17 protein-coding genes are annotated in these 17,186 nt (G+C 70.5%); 8 read left to right on the top strand and 9 right to left on the bottom strand.

Features of this window, described 5'->3' with window-relative positions; genetic code table 11:
- Nucleotides 1–15: 15 nt before the first annotated feature.
- Nucleotides 16–612, bottom strand: coding sequence for a class I SAM-dependent methyltransferase (locus AC3A3L_RS04030; RefSeq protein ID WP_487638735.1), 597 nt, complete (start codon nt 610–612; stop codon nt 16–18).
- The gene (locus tag AC3A3L_RS04025) at nt 609–896 is read right to left on the bottom strand and encodes a DUF2530 domain-containing protein (protein WP_487638734.1); all 288 of its coding nucleotides are present in this window, start codon (nt 894–896) and stop codon (nt 609–611) included. The genes AC3A3L_RS04030 and AC3A3L_RS04025 overlap by 4 nt, the downstream gene beginning before the upstream one ends.
- Nucleotides 897–965: 69 nt before the next feature.
- Here AC3A3L_RS04025 and AC3A3L_RS04020 point away from each other — a divergent pair, with 69 nt between their 5' ends.
- The 8 genes from AC3A3L_RS04020 (at nt 966) to AC3A3L_RS03985 (ending at nt 9,606) form a co-directional block, all read left to right on the top strand.
- The gene (locus AC3A3L_RS04020; RefSeq protein ID WP_487638733.1) at nt 966–2,453 is read left to right on the top strand and encodes an NCS2 family permease; all 1,488 of its coding nucleotides are present in this window, start codon (nt 966–968) and stop codon (nt 2,451–2,453) included.
- 176 nt (nt 2,454–2,629) lie between these two features.
- Nucleotides 2,630–3,073, top strand: a complete 444-nt coding sequence (locus tag AC3A3L_RS04015; protein WP_487638732.1) for a MarR family winged helix-turn-helix transcriptional regulator — start codon at nt 2,630–2,632, stop codon at nt 3,071–3,073.
- Nucleotides 3,074–3,168: 95 nt separating this feature from the next.
- Nucleotides 3,169–4,386 (top strand): MFS transporter, encoded by a 1,218-nt coding sequence (locus tag AC3A3L_RS04010; RefSeq protein WP_487638731.1) that lies wholly within the window; start codon nt 3,169–3,171, stop codon nt 4,384–4,386.
- A gap of 215 nt (nt 4,387–4,601) precedes the next feature.
- Nucleotides 4,602–4,973 (top strand): 30S ribosomal protein S12, encoded by a 372-nt coding sequence (gene rpsL / locus AC3A3L_RS04005; protein ID WP_056906817.1) that lies wholly within the window; start codon nt 4,602–4,604, stop codon nt 4,971–4,973.
- Entirely contained in the window at nt 4,973–5,443 is a 471-nt protein-coding gene (rpsG, locus tag AC3A3L_RS04000; RefSeq protein ID WP_135838828.1) for a 30S ribosomal protein S7, read from the top strand. The genes rpsL and rpsG overlap by 1 nt, the downstream gene beginning before the upstream one ends.
- Nucleotides 5,444–5,532: 89 nt before the next feature.
- Entirely contained in the window at nt 5,533–7,650 is a 2,118-nt protein-coding gene (gene fusA, locus AC3A3L_RS03995; RefSeq protein WP_487638730.1) for an elongation factor G, read from the top strand.
- Between the two features lie 74 nt (nt 7,651–7,724).
- Nucleotides 7,725–8,918: an elongation factor Tu gene (gene tuf, locus AC3A3L_RS03990; RefSeq protein ID WP_487638729.1), complete on the top strand. Its 1,194-nt coding sequence runs from the start codon at nt 7,725–7,727 to the stop codon at nt 8,916–8,918.
- 106 nt (nt 8,919–9,024) lie between these two features.
- Entirely contained in the window at nt 9,025–9,606 is a 582-nt protein-coding gene (locus AC3A3L_RS03985; protein WP_487638728.1) for a mismatch-specific DNA-glycosylase, read from the top strand.
- 18 nt (nt 9,607–9,624) lie between these two features.
- On the opposite strand, the gene AC3A3L_RS03980 is transcribed toward AC3A3L_RS03985, so the two are convergent.
- Genes AC3A3L_RS03980 through AC3A3L_RS03950 form a run of 7 tightly spaced genes read right to left on the bottom strand, consistent with a single transcriptional unit; the run spans nt 9,625 to nt 17,186 of the window.
- Nucleotides 9,625–10,044, bottom strand: a complete 420-nt coding sequence (locus tag AC3A3L_RS03980; protein WP_487638727.1) for a hypothetical protein — start codon at nt 10,042–10,044, stop codon at nt 9,625–9,627.
- Nucleotides 10,045–10,076: 32 nt separating this feature from the next.
- Nucleotides 10,077–10,712: a helix-turn-helix domain-containing protein gene (locus AC3A3L_RS03975; RefSeq protein WP_487638726.1), complete on the bottom strand. Its 636-nt coding sequence runs from the start codon at nt 10,710–10,712 to the stop codon at nt 10,077–10,079.
- 30 nt (nt 10,713–10,742) lie between these two features.
- On the bottom strand, nt 10,743–12,104 hold the full coding sequence (locus AC3A3L_RS03970) for a transaminase (RefSeq protein WP_487638725.1): 1,362 nt from the start codon (nt 12,102–12,104) through the stop codon (nt 10,743–10,745).
- A gap of 7 nt (nt 12,105–12,111) precedes the next feature.
- The gene (locus AC3A3L_RS03965) at nt 12,112–13,572 is read right to left on the bottom strand and encodes an NAD-dependent succinate-semialdehyde dehydrogenase (RefSeq protein ID WP_487638724.1); all 1,461 of its coding nucleotides are present in this window, start codon (nt 13,570–13,572) and stop codon (nt 12,112–12,114) included.
- Nucleotides 13,572–14,924: a 4-aminobutyrate--2-oxoglutarate transaminase gene (gabT, locus tag AC3A3L_RS03960; RefSeq protein WP_487638723.1), complete on the bottom strand. Its 1,353-nt coding sequence runs from the start codon at nt 14,922–14,924 to the stop codon at nt 13,572–13,574. Before gabT ends, AC3A3L_RS03965 begins: the two co-directional genes overlap by 1 nt.
- Nucleotides 14,921–16,276 (bottom strand): saccharopine dehydrogenase family protein, encoded by a 1,356-nt coding sequence (locus AC3A3L_RS03955; RefSeq protein WP_487638722.1) that lies wholly within the window; start codon nt 16,274–16,276, stop codon nt 14,921–14,923. Before AC3A3L_RS03955 ends, gabT begins: the two co-directional genes overlap by 4 nt.
- A gap of 25 nt (nt 16,277–16,301) precedes the next feature.
- A complete protein-coding gene (locus AC3A3L_RS03950; protein WP_487638721.1) occupies nt 16,302–17,186 on the bottom strand; it encodes an ABC transporter permease in 885 nt (294 codons plus the stop codon).

Below are 17,186 nucleotides of genomic sequence, written 5' to 3'. Positions count from 1 at the left end.
CACCGGGACCACCGGTCAGCGGCCCAGCACCCACACGGCGTAGTCGTCGACGGGCTCGTGCAGCTCGTAGCTGCCGAACCGGTGCACCACCCGCAGCCCCGCCGCCTCGACGTCGGCGACGAACTCGTCGGCGGGATAGGTGCGGCTGCCGGCCTTGACCGCCTGCAGGTGGAAGCCCACGAGCGCCCGCCCGCCCGGCGCGAGCAGCTCGCGCACCCGCTCCAGCACGCTCCGCTCGGTGCCCTCGCCGAGGAAGATCATCACGTTGCCGACGAGCACGGCGAGGTCGAACGCGCCCAGCTCGTCCGGGTCGAGGGCCAGCGCCTCGTGGGGGAGGACCTCGAGGTCGGTGTACGTCGCCCTGGACTGGTCGCGGAGCGCGGCATCGGGCTCGGTCGCGACGACGTCGTGGCCGCGTGCCGCCAGCTCGGCCGCGACGCGACCCATGCCGGAGCCGATGTCGATGATCCGGGCGCCACGGGGGACCAGGGCGTCGGCGAGCCGGGCCTCGCCGGCGACGTCGGCGCCCTGCGCCACGAGGTCGGCGAAGTGGCGGCCGTAGCCGCGGTTGTCCTCACCCGCGAGCTCCCAGCGCGTCGGGGTACGGCTCACTGAGCGGCCTGCTGGGACGCGCGCTCCCGCCGCCGGCGCCGGCAGTACTCCAGGCCGCAGAGGCCGAGCCCGAAGCCGGCGAGGCAGGTCCACAACCACCAGGTGCGCCCGCTGTCCTCCAGCGTGCCCCAGAAGGGAAGCAGCCCGAGGAAGCCCAGCAGCCACAGGGCGGTGCCGACCTCGGTCGTGCGGACACCGTCGACGTCGAGCGGCTCGACCTGCGCGACGATGTAGGTGCGCCGACCGATCTCGTGCTGCGTCGGCTGCTCGTCACCCAGGTCCACGCGTTCACGCTACACGCGCCGGACGGCGCGACACACGGGCGTAGCAGAGTCGTGCCACACTGCGGTCCTGTGAGCGACCAGACGCAGACATCGCGACAGCGACCGCAGGGCTCGGGCCTCGACGGCTACTTCCGCATCACCGAGCGCGGCTCCTCCGTCGGGAGCGAGGTCCGCGGTGGCATCGTGACCTTCCTGACGATGGCCTACATCATCGTGCTCAACCCCCTCATCCTGGGCTTCGTGCCCGACTCGACGGGAGCCTTCCTGGGCGGCGGCACCGAGCCTGGCAGCGGCATCCCGGCGATCGCGGCCGGCACGGCGCTGGTCGCCGGCGTGCTGACCATCGCCATGGGCGGGTTCGCCAACTTCCCGCTCGCGCTGGCCACCGGCCTGGGCCTCAACGCGTTCGTCGCCAACACGATCGCGCGTCAGTCCACCTGGGAGGCGGCGATGGGACTCGTCGTCCTCGAGGGCATCCTCATCCTCGTGCTGGTGCTCACCGGCTTCCGCAAGGCCGTCTTCCACGCCGTGCCCCAGCAGCTGAAGGTCGCGATCTCGGTCGGGATCGGCCTGTTCATCGCCCTCATCGGCTTCGTGGACGCCCGCGTCGTGACCCGCATCCCCGACGCCTTCCAGACCACCGTCCCGGTGCAGCTCGGCGCCGACGGCCACCTCGGCGGCTGGCCCGTGCTGGTGTTCTGCCTGGGCCTGGCGCTCATGGTCGCGCTCTGGGTGCGCAAGGTGCGCGGCGCGATCCTCATCTCGATCCTCGTCACCACGGTGGTCGCCGTGGTGGTCGAGGCCGTCGGCGACCTCGGCGCCGCGTCGGGCGACAACCCCAAGGGCTGGTCCCTGAGCGTGCCCACGCTCAGCGGTGACGTCGTCGGCCTGCCGTCCTTCGACACCCTCGGCCAGGTCGACCTCTTCGGCGCCTTCGGCAGCGCCGGCACCGGCGTGCTCGCCGCGCTGCTCCTCGTGTTCTCGCTGCTGCTGGCCGACTTCTTCGACACCATGGGCACGATGACGGCCATCGGCGCCGAGGCCGGCCTGAACGACGAGGAGGGCACCCCGCCCAACGCCCAGCGCATCCTGGTCGTCGACTCGGTCGCCGCGATCGCCGGTGGCGCCGCGGGCGTCTCGTCGAACACGTCCTACATCGAGAGCGCCTCGGGCGTCGGCGAGGGCGCCCGCACCGGCCTGGCCTCCGTCGTCACCGGTGCGCTGTTCCTCCTCGCGACCTTCTTCACGCCCCTCGTCGCGGCCATCCCCTCCGAGGCGGCCGTCCCGGCCCTGGTGCTGGTGGGCTTCCTGATGATGCAGCAGGTCACCGAGATCGACTGGCGCGACCTCGAGGTGGCCATCCCGGCGTTCCTCACCGTCGTCCTGATGCCGTTCACCTACTCGATCTCGGTCGGCATCGGCGCCGGGTTCGTGGCGTACGCCTTCATCAAGGTCGTCGTCGGCAAGGGTCGGGAGGTCCACCCGCTCATGTGGGTCGTCGCCGGCCTCTTCGTCATCTACTTCGCCTACACGCCCATCAGCGGCTGGCTCTCCTGACCTCGGCCGCCTGAGACCCCGGTCTCGCGCCGCGCTCCGCTCGCGGAATCCCCGCTCGAGCGGGGAAACCGACTCCTGGAGGCCTTTGCAAAGGCCTCCAGGAGTCAGTTTCCCCCTCCAAGTCCGCACGCCGTCGGCCGGAATAGTTAGCACAAGTAATGAGTTATGCTAACGACATGCCGACCGCAGACCTCCGCACAGACGCCGGACTCGCCTCCGAGCTCCGGGCGGGCGTGATGCGCCTGCGCCGCCGCCTGATGAGCGAGCGTCACCCCGACAACGACCTGAGCATCCCGCAGATGGTCGTGCTCGGGCTTCTCGTGCGGACCGGCGACCAGACCGTCGGCGACCTGGCCCGCGCCGAGCGCGTCCAGCCGCCGTCGATGACCCGGACGGTCAACTGCCTCGAGACCGACGGCTACGTCGTACGGCGCCCCCACGAGACCGACGGCCGCCAGGTGGTCGTCTCGCTGACCGATGCCGGCCGCGCGGCCGTGCTGGCCGACCGCCAGCGCCGCGACGCCTGGCTCTCCCAGCGCCTCGCCGGCCTCACGCCCGCCGAGCGCGCCACCCTCCGCGACGCGGCCCCGATCCTGGCCCGGCTCGCCGTCGCCGACTGACCACCTGACCGATGACCGACTGAGGAGTCACCACGAGTCCCACGTTCCGCTCCCTCTCCAACCCGAACTACCGCCGCTACGCCGCCGGCGGTGTCGTGTCCAACACCGGCACCTGGATGCAGCGTGTCGCCCAGGACTGGCTGGTGCTCGAGCTGGCCGCCGGGTCCGGCGCCACCGCGCTGGGCATCACGACCGGCCTGCAGTTCCTGCCCGTCCTGCTCCTGACGCCGCTGGCAGGCCTCGCCGCCGACCGCATCCCCAAGCAGCGCCTGCTCCAGCTGACCAACATCGGTATGGCGCTCCCGGCCGCCGTGCTCGGCCTGCTCGCCGTCACCGGCACGGCCGAGGTGTGGCACGTCTACCTGCTCGCCTTCCTCCTGGGCACGGCGTCGGCCTTCGACGGTCCGGCCCGCCAGTCGTTCGTCTCCGAGCTGGTCGACCCGGTCGACCTCACCAACGCCGTCGGCCTCAACTCCGCCAGCTTCAACGCCGCACGCCTCGTCGGCCCCGGCCTCGCCGGCGTCCTGATCGCCGCCTTCGGCGGGGGAGCGGTCGCGACCGGGTGGGTCATCCTGCTCAACGCGGTGTCGTACGCCGCCCCCATCTGGTCGCTGCGCCACCTCGACGCCAGCCGCATCGACGCCGCGGCGCCGGCCGACCGAGGTCCCGGCGCCATCCGCGAGGGCGTGTCCTACGTCCGTGCGCGGCCCGACCTGCTGCTGGTGCTGAGCCTGGTGTTCTTCGCCGGCACCTTCGGCCTCAATTTCCAGATCACCTCCGCGCTGATGGCGACCGAGGTGTTCGGCAAGGGGCCCGAGGAGTTCGGGCTCCTCGGCACCTTCCTGGCCGTGGGCTCGCTGACCGGCGCGCTGCTCGCCGCGCGGCGCAACCAGGTCCGCCACCGCCTCGTCGTCGGCGCGGCCCTCGCCTTCGGCGCCTCGGTGACGTTGGCCGGGCTGATGCCGTCGTACCTCACGTTCGCGCTGCTCGCGCCGGTCACCGGCCTGACCGCGCTCACCTTCATCACCAGCGCCAACTCCTACATGCAGCTCCACACCGACGCGGGCGTCCGCGGGCGGGTGATGGCCCTCTACCTGATGATCTTCATGGGCGGCACGCCCGTCGGCGCGCCCATCATCGGCTGGATCGGCGAGGAGTACGGCGCCCGCTGGACGCTGCTGGGCGGCGGCATGCTCACGATCGCCGGTGCGGCGGTCTCGGCGGCCCTCTACCTCAGGCACGACCGGGCGCGGCGCGAGCGCGACCGGCAGGTCGTCGAACCGGGCGTCCAGGCGGCCTCAGCCGCATTTTGATTCTGCCGTGGCGCACGAGTAGCCTCAATCCTCGTGTCTGGCACGTCCAGACCCATGCCCATGCTCGCCAGACCCCACGGTCGAGAGGCGCGGCGATCTAAGCCGCGCGCCAGGCTGGCCACGGTATTCGCAACAGGCACACGCAACAGCGCACGACACCCGAGCCCGGCACCTCGCCGGGCCGTGACGAGAAGACAGAGAGAGGGAACCACCCGGTGCCCACCATCAACCAGCTGGTCCGCAAGGGCCGCCAGGACAAGGTGTCCAAGAACAAGACGCCTGCCCTGAAGGGATCCCCGCAGCGCCGTGGCGTCTGCACCCGCGTCTACACGACCACCCCGAAGAAGCCGAACTCCGCCCTCCGCAAGGTCGCCCGTGTGCGCCTGAGCAGCGGCGTCGAGGTCACCGCCTACATCCCGGGTGTCGGTCACAACCTGCAGGAGCACTCGATCGTGCTCGTCCGCGGCGGCCGTGTGAAGGACCTTCCCGGCGTCCGCTACAAGATCATCCGCGGCTCGCTCGACACCCAGGGTGTCAAGAACCGCAAGCAGGCCCGCAGCCGCTACGGCGCGAAGAAGGAGAAGTAATGCCTCGCAAGGGTCCCGCTCCCAAGCGCCCCCTCGTCGTCGACCCGGTCTACGGCTCCCAGCTGGTCACCCAGCTCGTGAGCAAGGTCCTGCAGGACGGCAAGAAGGCTGTGGCGCAGCGCATCGTCTACACCGCCCTCGAGGGCTGCCGCGAGAAGACCGGCACCGACCCGGTCGTCACGCTCAAGCGCGCGATGGACAACGTCAAGCCGGCCATCGAGGTCAAGTCCCGCCGCGTCGGCGGCGCGACCTACCAGGTCCCGGTCGAGGTCAAGGCCAACCGCTCCACCACGCTGGCCCTGCGCTGGCTCGTGGGCTACGCCGCCGACCGCCGTGAGAAGACCATGGCCGAGCGCCTGATGAACGAGATCCTCGACGCGAGCAACGGCCTCGGTGCCGCTGTGAAGAAGCGCGAGGACACCCACAAGATGGCCGAGTCCAACAAGGCCTTCGCCCACTACCGCTGGTGACGGCGAGGGGCCGTACGACCCGCACCGCGCGTCGTACGGCCCCTCACCCCACGAGCTCCCACCAACTTCCGAGGGACTGAGACACAACAGTGGCTGTCGACATCACCACCGACCTCAACAAGGTCCGCAACATCGGCATCATGGCGCACATCGACGCCGGCAAGACCACCACCACCGAGCGCATCCTCTTCTACACCGGCATCACCTACAAGATCGGTGAGGTCCACGAGGGTGGCGCCACGATGGACTGGATGGAGCAGGAGCAGGAGCGCGGCATCACCATCACGTCGGCCGCGACGACCTGCTGGTGGAAGAACCACCAGATCAACATCATCGACACCCCCGGCCACGTGGACTTCACCGCCGAGGTCGAGCGCTCGCTCCGCGTCCTCGACGGCGCCGTGGCGGTGTTCGACGGTGTCGCCGGTGTCGAGCCGCAGACCATGACGGTGTGGCGCCAGGCCAACAAGTACTCCGTCCCCCGCATGTGCTTCGTCAACAAGCTCGACCGCACCGGCGCGGACTTCTTCCGCTGCGTCGACATGATGGTCGAGCGCCTCAACTCCACCCCGCTCGTGCTCCAGCTCCCCATCGGTGCGGAGTCCGACTTCCTCGGTGTCGTCGACCTGGTCGGCATGCGTGCCCTGACCTGGCGCGGCGAGACCAAGATGGGTGAGGACTACGACGTCGAGGAGATCCCGGCCGAGCTCGCCGAGCAGGCCGCGGAGTACCGCGAGAAGTTCATCGAGACGCTCGCCGAGGCCGACGACGACGTCATGGAGAAGTACCTCGAGGAGGGTGACGAGAACTTCACCGTCGAGGAGCTCGAGGCCGCGATCCGTCGCGCCACGCTGGCCGACAAGGTCAACCCGGTCCTCTGCGGCACCGCGTTCAAGAACAAGGGCGTCCAGCCCCTGCTCGACGCGGTCGTGAAGTACCTCCCCTCGCCGCTCGACATCGACGCCATCGTCGGTCACTCGCCGCGCGACGAGGAGGAGGCCATCTCCCGCAAGCCCTCCGACGACGAGCCGTTCTCCGGCCTCGCCTACAAGATCGCCTCCGACCCGCACCTCGGCAAGCTGATCTACGTCCGCGTCTACTCGGGCAAGCTCGAGGCCGGCTCGACCGTGGTCAACTCGGTCAACGGCAAGAAGGAGCGGATCGGCAAGGTCTACCAGATGCACGCCAACAAGCGTGAGGAGATCGCGTCGGTCGGCGCCGGCCAGATCGTCGCCGTCATGGGCCTCAAGGACACCAAGACCGGTCACACGCTCAGCGACCCCAACAACCAGGTCGTGCTCGAGTCGATGACCTTCCCGGCCCCGGTGATCGAGGTCGCGATCGAGCCCAAGACCAAGGGCGACCAGGAGAAGCTCGGCACCGCCATCCAGCGACTCTCCGACGAGGACCCGACCTTCACGGTCAAGACCGACGAGGAGACCGGCCAGACCATCATCGCCGGCATGGGCGAGCTCCACCTCGAGATCCTGGTCGACCGCATGAAGCGCGAGTTCCGCGTCGAGGCGACCGTCGGCAAGCCGCAGGTGGCCTACCGCGAGACCATCCGCAACAAGGTCGAGAACCACAGCTACACCCACAAGAAGCAGACCGGTGGTTCGGGCCAGTTCGCGAAGGTCGTCATCTCCCTCGAGCCCAACATCGACCCGGAGACGGGCACCGGTGCGGGCTACGAGTTCGCCAACAACGTCACCGGTGGTCGCGTGCCCAGGGAGTACATCCCCTCGGTCGACCAGGGCGGCCAGGAGGCCATGGAGTTCGGTGTCCTCGCCGGCTACCCGATGGTCGACGTGAAGTTCTCGCTCGAGGACGGCGCCTACCACGACGTCGACTCGTCCGAGCTCGCGTTCAAGATCGCCGGCAACCAGGCCTTCAAGGAGGCCGCACGCAAGGCCAGGCCGGTGCTGCTCGAGCCGATGTTCGCCGTCGAGGTGACCACCCCCGAGAGCTTCCTCGGCACGGTCATCGGCGACATCAACTCGCGCCGCGGCCAGATCCAGGCGCAGGAGGAGCGTCACGGCGACATGGTCGTGAACGCCCTTGTGCCCCTGTCCGAGATGTTCGGGTACGTTGGCGACCTGAGGTCCAAGACCTCCGGTCAGGCGTCGTACTCGATGGAGTTCGACTCGTACGCCGAGGTTCCCACGAACATCGCCGACGAGATCATCAAGAAGGTCCGCGGCGAGTAATCGCGCCTCGGATCCTCGGCACCAGCACCACCCCACACCCACGAGTCAAGTAACAACAATCAGGAGGAGCCCCAGTGGCTAAGGCGAAGTTCGAGCGGACCAAGCCGCACGTCAACATCGGCACCATCGGTCACATCGACCACGGCAAGACGACGCTGACCGCGGCGATCACCAAGGTGCTGCACGACAAGCACCCGGACCTCAACGAGGCTTCGGCGTTCGACCAGATCGACAAGGCTCCCGAGGAGCGCCAGCGCGGCATCACGATCTCGATCGCGCACGTCGAGTACCAGACCGAGTCGCGTCACTACGCGCACGTCGACTGCCCCGGTCACGCCGACTACATCAAGAACATGATCACCGGCGCGGCGCAGATGGACGGCGCGATCCTCGTGGTCGCCGCCACCGACGGCCCGATGCCGCAGACCCGTGAGCACGTGCTGCTCGCCCGCCAGGTCGGCGTCCCCGCCCTGGTCGTCGCGCTCAACAAGTGCGACATGGTCGACGACGAGGAGCTCATCGAGCTCGTCGAGATGGAGGTGCGCGAGCTCCTCTCCGAGTACGAGTTCCCGGGCGACGACATCCCCGTCGTGCGCGTGGCGGCCTTCCCGGCGCTCAACGGCGACGCCAAGTGGGGCGACTCGGTCGCCGAGCTCATGCAGGCCGTGGACGACTACATCCCGACCCCCGAGCGTGACACCGACAAGCCCTTCCTCATGCCCGTCGAGGACGTCTTCACGATCACCGGTCGTGGCACCGTCATCACCGGTCGCATCGAGCGCGGCATCGTCAAGGTCAACGAGGAGGTCGAGATCATCGGCATCCGCGAGGGCTCGCAGAAGAGCACCGTCACCGGTGTCGAGATGTTCCGCAAGCTCCTCGACGAGGGCCAGGCCGGTGAGAACGTCGGTCTGCTCCTCCGTGGCACCAAGCGCGAGGACGTCGAGCGCGGCATGGTCGTGATCAAGCCGGGCACGACCACCCCGCACACCAACTTCGACGCCTCGGTCTACATCCTGTCCAAGGACGAGGGTGGCCGTCACACGCCGTTCTTCAACAACTACCGTCCGCAGTTCTACTTCCGGACCACGGACGTGACCGGTGTCGTGACCCTGCCCGAGGGCACCGAGATGGTCATGCCGGGTGACAACACCGAGATGTCGGTCGAGCTCATCCAGCCCATCGCCATGGACGAGGGCCTGCGCTTCGCCATCCGCGAGGGTGGCCGCACGGTCGGCGCCGGCCGCGTCACCAAGATCACCAAGTGATCTGAGCGCCCCAGGGCGCACCAGCACCACCTCGAGACCCCGTCTCCCGCAAGGGAGGCGGGGTCTCGTGCGTCCCCGGTCGGACCGGCCCGGCAGGATGTCGGTCATGGGGTTCACCAGGGCCGAGCTCGAGTCCTTCCGCGACGTCGAGGTCCCCGACCTGCTGCCGGCGCCCGACGAGCCGCTGCGGCTGCTGTTCGTGGGCATCAACCCGGGGCTGTGGACCGCGGCCACGCAGTCCCACTTCGCCCGTCCCGGCAACCGGTTCTACCCGGCGCTGCTGCGCGCGGGGATCGTGCCGCGGCCGATCGACCCGTCGGCGGGCATGACCGACGCGGACCGTGACGAGCTGCGCCGCCGCGGCATCGGCATCACCAACGTCGCACCGCGCGCCACCGCGCGGGCCGACGAGCTCACCGCCGACGAGCTGCGTGCGGGTGGCGAGCGACTGCGGTCCCTCGTGGCGGAGCGACGGCCCACCGTCGTAGCCGTCGCCGGCATCACCGCCTACCGCTCGGCGTTCGGTGAGCCCCGGGCGAGGGTCGGCGAGCAACCCGGGCGGTGGGGGAGCTCGCGCGTCTTCGTGGTGCCCAACCCGTCCGGTCTCAACGCCCACGAGACCGTCGACACGCTCGCCGTCGCCTACGCCGAGGCGGCGCGCGCGGCCGGGGTGCTCCCGCGGTCCTGATCCTCCGGCCGGCGCTGCTCAGGCGACGTACGGCGGTGGGAGCAGGCAGTGCTCGACCAGCAGCGACTCCACGCGCTCACGCTCGCGATCGAGCTCGTCGCCGGGCGGCAGGACGGCCAGCAGGTGGGGACGTCCCGTCATGTCGGCGGCCTCGCCGAGCACCCGGTCGTATGCCAGCCGGCAGCCCTCGTACTTGGCGAACCGCATCCCGCCGCGGTGGAACGAGGCGCTGAGCCGGCGCAGGTCCGCGACCACCTGCTCGACGGGCCTCCGGGCCGGGACCACGTCGGCCCCGAGGCGTCGGGCGAGCCGGGCCCGCCGGGCGGCGGCACGGGTGCTGCGCCACTCGGCGAGGTCACCGCGCAGGACGGCGCAGGCCACCCGCATCAGCGCCAGTGCCAGCAGCAGGCCACCGACGGTGGCGAGCCAGCTCCTCATCGCTCCACGGTACGCCCGCCGCATGCCCGGCGTCAGCCCATGTCGACCGCGTCGAAGTCCTCCGGGGAGTGGTCCCGCTTCTCGACGAGCACCATCCAGTTGCCGGAGTTGTCGCGCATCAGGGCCTCGACGCCGTACGGCCGCTCCTCCGGCTCCTGGAGGAACTCCACGCCCTTGGACCTCAGGTCCCGGTAGGTCGCGTGGCAGTCGTCGACGTTCATCCCGATGCCCGGCAGGCCGCCCTCGTCCTGCGCACGCTTCATCGCCTCGATGAGGTAGTCCGGGAGCGGCCCGCTCGGAGTGGTGAGGTGCAGGTGGACCTCGGGCTGCTTGGGGTGGAAGACGGTGCACCAGCGGAAGTCGGGCATGCGACGAGCCCAGGAAGGAGCGGCGCTGTCCTGCTTCTCCTGCGTCGCGGTCCCGTGAGGACCGCGCCTCTCGACGAGCCCTGCCATGAAGACGTAGCACCCGGGGATGCGCGGGTTGCCCGCGGCGGCGTAGCGTCGCTGGAAGTCGCTGGGGTTCTCGCCCACGATCTCGCTGAAGCGCGAGCTGAACGAGCCAAGGCTGCTGTAGCCGACGGCGTGGCAGACCTCGGTCACGGTCAGGTTGGCCGCCCGCAGCAGGTCCTGTGCCCGCTCGACGCGAACGGGCGTGTCGAGACCCACCCGGGAGCTCACATCGTCCGGAGCAGCAGATCAATTGACCAGCGCCTCCACGGCGCCGCGGAACGCCGACGTGTGCGCGTCGACGTCCGAGCGGTCGTGGAACGGGGAGAACAACGACATGTTGTGGAACGGGGCCAGGAGCACGCCGCGGTTGACGGTCCAGAGGTGGAAGAACGCGTCGAGCTCCTCGTCGACGGCGGCCGCGGCCTCGGCGCCGGTGCGCGGCGGCGGGCAGAACCAGTACTCCGCCCGGCAGCCGAGGCGCTGGACGTGCCACGGCAGGTCGTGCTGGGCGATGACCTCGCGGATGCCGTCTGTGAACAGCTCGGCCAGCGGGACCGAGACGTCGAAGTCCTCCTGCCGCAGGGCGGTGGACAGGGTCGCCCGGACGGCGGCCATGGCGAGGGCCGAGCCGGACAGGGTGCCCCCGACACCGGCAACGTCGATGTCGTGCCCGAGCATCGGGCCCTCGAGCCGCGAGGCGACCTCGTCTGTCATGCCGTAGGCCGCGACGGGGATCCCGCCCCCGATGGGCTTGCCGATCACCACGAGGTCGGGGTCGAGGTCCCAGGCCGCCGTCGCCCCGCCCGGGCCGGCGCAGATCGTGTGCGTCTCGTCGTTGACGAGCAGCACCCCGTGGCGCCGGGTCACCTCCCGGACTCCGGCGAGGTAGCCGTCGTCGGGCAGCACGATGCCGATGTTGGTGAGGGCCGGCTCCATGAGCAGGCACGCGACGTCGCCCTCGGCGAGCCGGGCGTCGAGCGCGTCGAGGTCGTTGAACGGCACCACGGCGGTCGTGGCGGCGACGTCGACCTGCGGCCCGAGCGCGCCTGGACGGGGGACCACCCGGTCGCCGGCACGGCCGTGCTCGAGGACGCCGAGCGTCTCGTCGACCGTGCCGTGGTAGCACCAGTCCATCACCGCGACCCGGGGTCGTCCGGTCAGGTGCCGGGCGAAGCGGAGCACGAAGCGGTTGGCGTCGGTGGCCGTCATCGCCATCTGCCACCGGGGCAGGCCGAAGCGGCGGCTGAGCTCGCCCGCGACCCAGGCGGCGTCGGTCGACGGCAGCATCGTGGTGATGCCGCGCTCGGTGCGCTCGCGCACCGCCTCGGCCACCGCCGGCAGGCAGTGGCCGGTCATCGAGCCGGTGTCACCGAGGCAGAGGTCGACGTAGGAGATGCCGTCGACGTCCGTGAACCGGCCTCCCTCGGCGGACTGGACGAACAGCGGGAAGGAGCCCGGCCACCTGGTCATCCACGGCATCGGCACGCCGGCGAGCAGGTGCTCGCCCGCCTCCTCGGCCAGCCGCGCCGACGCGGGGTGCAGGTCGACGAAGCGCTGCTCCTCCTCCGCGTGGAGGGCGGCCAGCCGCGACCGGTCGAGCGTCGTCACCGGCGCCTCACAGCGCGCTGCCGACGTACTTGGTCTCGAGGTACTCCTCGATGCCCTCGAAACCGCCCTCGCGGCCGAAGCCGGAGTGCTTCACGCCACCGAAGGGCGCGGCCGGGTTGGACACGATGCCGGTGTTGACCCCGACCATGCCGAACTCCAGCGCCTCGCTGACCTTCAGGACGCGGGCGTGGTCGCGCGTGAAGACGTAGGCGACCAGGCCGTACTCGGTGTCGTTGGCCCGACGCACTGCCTCGTCGTCGTCGGAGAACGTCGAGATCGGCGCGACGGGTCCGAAGATCTCCTCGCGGAACACGCGTGCGGCCGGGGGTACGTCGACCAGGACCGTGGGCGGGTAGAAGTGGCCGGGCCCGTCGGGCACCTCGCCGCCGACGAGCGCGCGGGCACCGGAGGAGACCGCCTCGTCGACGAGCTCGTGGACGCCGCGGCGGGCCTTGTCGGTGATGAGCGGCCCCACGTCCACACCGTCGCCCGTGCCGTCGCCGACGGTGAGGGCACCCATCCGCTGGGCGAACTTCGTCGAGAACTCCTCGGCCAGGGACTCGTGCACCAGGAACCGGTTGGCGGAGGTGCAGGCCTCGCCGATGTTGCGCATCTTGGCGAGCATGGCTCCCTCGACGGCCGCGTCGATGTCGGCGTCGCCGAACACCAGGAACGGGGCGTTCCCGCCGAGCTCCATCGAGACCCGGAGCAGCTGGTCTGCCGCCTGCGCCACCAACGTCTTGCCGACGCCCGTCGAACCGGTGAACGTGAGCTTGCGCAGGCGGGGGTCCTTGATGATCGGCTCGCACACACCGCCGGAGTCGGTCGTGGTGACCACGTTGAGCACGCCCTTCGGCAGCCCGACCTCCTCGAGGAGCCTGGCGAGCGCGAGCATCGTCAAGGGCGTCTCGGAGGCCGGCTTGACGACCATCGTGCACCCCGCCGCGATGGCCGGGCCGATCTTGCGGGTGCCCATCGCGAGCGGGAAGTTCCAGGGCGTGATCATCAACGTCGGCCCGACCGGTGCCTTCATCGTGATCAGCCGCGACGAGCCGGAGGGGGCCGTCGAGTAGCGGCCGTGGATGCGCACCGCCTCCTCGGAGAACCAGCGGAAGAACTCCGAGCCGTAGGTCACCTCGCCCTTCGCCTCGGCCAGCGTCTTGCCCATCTCGAGCGTCATCAGGCGCGCGAAGTCGTCGGCGCGCTCGGTGAGGAGCTCGAAGGCGCTGCGCAGGATCTCCCCGCGCCGGCGCGGCTCCGTCGCACCCCACTCCCGCTGGGCGTCAGCGGCCGCGGCCAGCGCGCGATCGCCGTCGGCAGGCGTGGCGTCCGCGATGCTGGTCAGCACGCTGTCGTCCGCGGGGTTGTGGACCTCGAACGTGGCGCCGCCGCTGGCGTCCACCCACTCGCCGCCGATGAGCAGCTGCGTGGGGACGGTCTCGATCAGGGTCTGGTTCTGGTCTGCCATCACTCCACCTTGCCACCGGCTGCGGCATCGAACGCCGCCTCGAAGATGTCGAGCCCCTCGGCGAGGAGGTCGTCACCGATCGCGAGGGGCGGGAGGAACCGGAAGACGTTGCCGAAGGTGCCGCAGGTGAGCGTCACCAGTCCCTGGGCCGAGCACGCGCGGTGCACGGCACCGGCGAGGGCAGCATCCGGCGTACGACCGGGGCCGTCGCTGACGAGCTCGACGGCCAGCATCGCGCCGCGTCCGCGGACGTCGCCCACCCGGTCCGGGTGGCGCTCGGCGAGGGCGCGCAGACGCGGCAGGAACGCGGCCTCGACCTCCCGGGCGCGCGCAGGCAGGTTGTCGGCCTCCATCGTCTCGATCGCCGCGAGGGCTGCCGCGCAGGCGACGGGGTTGCCGCCGTAGGTGCCACCGAGGCCACCGACGTGCACTGAGTCCATCACGTCCGCTCGCCCCGTCACGGCCGCGAGCGGGAGACCGCCCGCCATGCCCTTGGCGGTGGTGACCAGGTCGGGGACGACCCCCTCGTGGTCGCAGGCGAACCAGTCGCCGGTGCGGGCGAAGCCGGTCTGGATCTCGTCGGCGATGAGCAGGATGCCCTGCTCGCGGCACCACGCGGCGACGCGGGCGAGCCATCCCGGCGGCGGCACGATGAAGCCGCCCTCGCCCTGGATCGGCTCGATCAGCACCGCGGCGCAGTTGTCCTCGCCGACCTGGGCGTGGACGGTGGCGACGAGGGCGTCGAAGGCCTCCTCGGCGCAGGCCTCGGCCCCGCCCGGCCAGCGGTAGGGGTAGGCCATCGGCGCGCGGTAGACCTCGCCGGCGAACGGGCCGAAGCGGTGCTTGTAGGGCATGTTCTTGGCGGTCAGCGCCATCGTGAGGTTCGTACGCCCGTGGTAGGCGTGGTCGAAGACGACGATCGCGTCCCGCCCGGTGTGGTGGCGGGCCACCTTCACGGCGTTCTCCACCGCCTCCGCCCCGGAGTTGAAGAGCGCCGACCGCTTCTCGTGGTCGCCCGGGGTCAGGTCTGCCAGCTTCTCGCAGACCGCGACGTACTCCTCGTAGGGCGTGACCATGAAGCAGGTGTGCGTGAAGTCCGCGACCTGGCGCTGCACCGCCTCGACCACGCGCGGGGCGGCGTTGCCGACCGTGGTGACGGCGATGCCCGAGCCGAAGTCGATCAGCTGGTTGCCGTCGACGTCGCGCAGGATGCCGCCGCCGGCCTGCTCGACGTAGACCGGCAGCGTCGTGCCGACGCCGGCGGAGACGGCTGCGACCTTGCGGGCCTGCAGCGCCTGCGACTTCGGGCCCGGGATCTCGGTGGCGAGGATCCGTTCCTGGCTGAGTGTCATGTTCTGTCCTTTTCCGGGGTCCCCGCGGCGTTGTTCGGAGGAGCAGAGCGGGGGAGAAGAACGTCGTGGGGTGGTCGGTCCTCCATCCCCCACGGGGAGCCGTAGCCCTCCGGCTTGGGTGCGGCGAGCAGGTCGAGGAAGGGCTTCGGTGGCAGGGCCTCGGGGCCGAGGACACCGCTGCCCTTCCAGGTGCCGTCGGCCAGCAGCTCCAGCGCGACGACGGGGTTGATCGCGGTCTGCCAGACCACGCACTGGGCGCCGTAGTCGCGCATCGAGTCGGCGTTGTCGACGACGTGGTAGAGGTACGTCGACCGGGGCGCGCCGTCCTTCCCGGTGCCGGTCACCAGGAGACCCGCGCACGTCTTGCCCTCCATCCGCGGGCCGATCGTGGCCGGGTCGGGCAGGCAGGCCGCCACGACGTCCCGGGGGGAGACCTCCACCCCCTTCACCGACACCGGCTGGGTCGAGTCGAGGCCCAGCGTGTGCAGCGTGCGCAGGATGCCGATCATCTCCTCGCCCAGGCCGTACTTGAACGTGACCCGGTCGGCATCGACCCAGCGGGGCATGAGGAGCACCTCCTCGTGCTCGACGTGCACGCACTCGACGGGGCCGATGCCCTCGGGGAAGTCGAAGACCTCGGGCTCCGAGAAGGGCGGCAACGTGAAGAACCCGGCCTCCAGGTCGCCGCCGCCGCGCTCGCGCTCCCACACCACGGGCGGGTTGAGGCACTCCTCGATGATCGTCCACATCGAGAAGCCGGGCGCGAACACCTCGTTGCCGTTGTCGTCGCGGATCACGAGGTTGGCGCCGTCGCGGGTGCCGAGCTCGTCGATGTGGTCGAAGAGCTCGTCGGCGGCGTAGCGGGCGAAGACGTCGGACAGGCCGGGCTCCACGCCGATGCCGAGCAGGGCGAGCCGGCCCGCAGCCTCCCACTCGGCGGCCCGGGCGAACTGCTCGTCACCGAGCTTGACGCCGACCTGCTCGTACGGCGCCTCGGGGTGGCGCACCGACAGGCTCATCGCCATGTCGAGGTAGTCGGCGTCCGCAGCGAGCGCGCCGGTGAAGATGGGCATCACGAAGCGCGGGTCGACGGCGTTGAAGACGTGGGTGGCACGCACCTCGCGGGCGAGCGCCGTCACCGCGTCGGCGTCGGACGCGTCCACCTGCGCGGCGCCGAAGCGCTCCTCGCCCGCACGTCGCCCGACCGCCGCCGCGACCGTGCGCTCGGCCCGCTCGAGGTCGTAGTCGGCCACCACCCAGGCCTCGAAGAAGTCGCGCTCCACCGCGATCCGGGCCGCGGCGTCGCCGACGCCGCCGGCGCCGACCATCAGGACGCGCATGGGTTCAGGCACTCGATTCTCCTAGCGGGGAGGGGGATCAGGTCTTGTACTTCGAGGCCCGCAGCGAGCTCACGACCTGCGCGCCCACGACGAGCAGGACGGCGATGACGAACATCGAGAAGCCGATGACGTTGGCCTCGGCCGGGATGCCGCGCCGCGAGGCGACGTAGACGAACTTGGGGAACGTCGACTCGTTGCCGGAGACGAAGTTGGTGATGATGAAGTCGTCGAAGGACAGCGAGAACGCGAGCATCGCGGCGCCCGCGATGCCGGGCAGGATCAGCGGGAAGGTGACCTTCCAGAACGTCTGCATCGGGCTCGCGTAGAGGTCCTGGGCCGCTTCCTCGACCCGTGGGTCGAGGGACTGGATCCGGGCCCGCACCGTGACGACCACGAAGCTGATGCAGAACATGATGTGGGAGAAGACGATGGTGCCGAAGCCGAGGTTGATCCCGACCTTGGTGAAGCCCTGGACGAAGATCGTCAGCAGCGCGGCGCCCATCACGATCTCGGGCGTGGCCATCGGCACGAAGATCAGGACGTTGCTGGCCGACTTGCCCCGGAACCGGTAGCGGACCATCGCCAGCGCCATCAGCGTGCCGAGGACCGTGGCGACGACCGTCGAGATCACGCCGACCTCCAGCGAGGTGACCAGCGACTCGCACACGCCCTGGACCCCGCACGGGTCCTGCCAGTGCTCCCAGGTGAAGCCCTGCCAGACGATGTTGGTCTTGCCGTGGTCGTTGAACGAGAAGGCGAACGTGTAGGCGACCGGCAGGAAGAGGTACAGCAGCACCAGGATCGCGCTGATCATCGCGAAGTGGTTGGCCAGCCAGACCTGCGCGCGCTTGCCGGCGGACGGCCGGTAGGCCGTCGGCGAGCTCGCGGTCGCGGGCGGGGTCGGGCGCGTCGTCGTGGTCAT

It is taken from the genome of Nocardioides sp. Soil_C_8 (genome assembly GCF_057656315.1).
This window is presented reverse-complemented; position numbering and strand designations above follow the sequence as displayed.

What these genes read in the sequence shown, in the direction of transcription:
- AC3A3L_RS04015 (WP_487638732.1), top strand. Translation starts at nt 2,630, where the DNA reads ATGCCGACCGCAGACCTCCGCACAGACGCCGGACTCGCCTCCGAGCTC.
- rpsG (WP_135838828.1), top strand. Translation starts at nt 4,973, where the DNA reads ATGCCTCGCAAGGGTCCCGCTCCCAAGCGCCCCCTCGTCGTCGACCCG.
- AC3A3L_RS03985 (WP_487638728.1), top strand. Translation starts at nt 9,025, where the DNA reads ATGGGGTTCACCAGGGCCGAGCTCGAGTCCTTCCGCGACGTCGAGGTC.
- AC3A3L_RS03980 (WP_487638727.1), bottom strand. Translation starts at nt 10,044, where the DNA reads ATGAGGAGCTGGCTCGCCACCGTCGGTGGCCTGCTGCTGGCACTGGCG.
- AC3A3L_RS03965 (WP_487638724.1), bottom strand. Translation starts at nt 13,572, where the DNA reads ATGGCAGACCAGAACCAGACCCTGATCGAGACCGTCCCCACGCAGCTG.
- gabT (WP_487638723.1), bottom strand. Translation starts at nt 14,924, where the DNA reads ATGACACTCAGCCAGGAACGGATCCTCGCCACCGAGATCCCGGGCCCG.
- AC3A3L_RS03950 (WP_487638721.1), bottom strand. Translation starts at nt 17,186, where the DNA reads ATGACCACGACGACGCGCCCGACCCCGCCCGCGACCGCGAGCTCGCCG.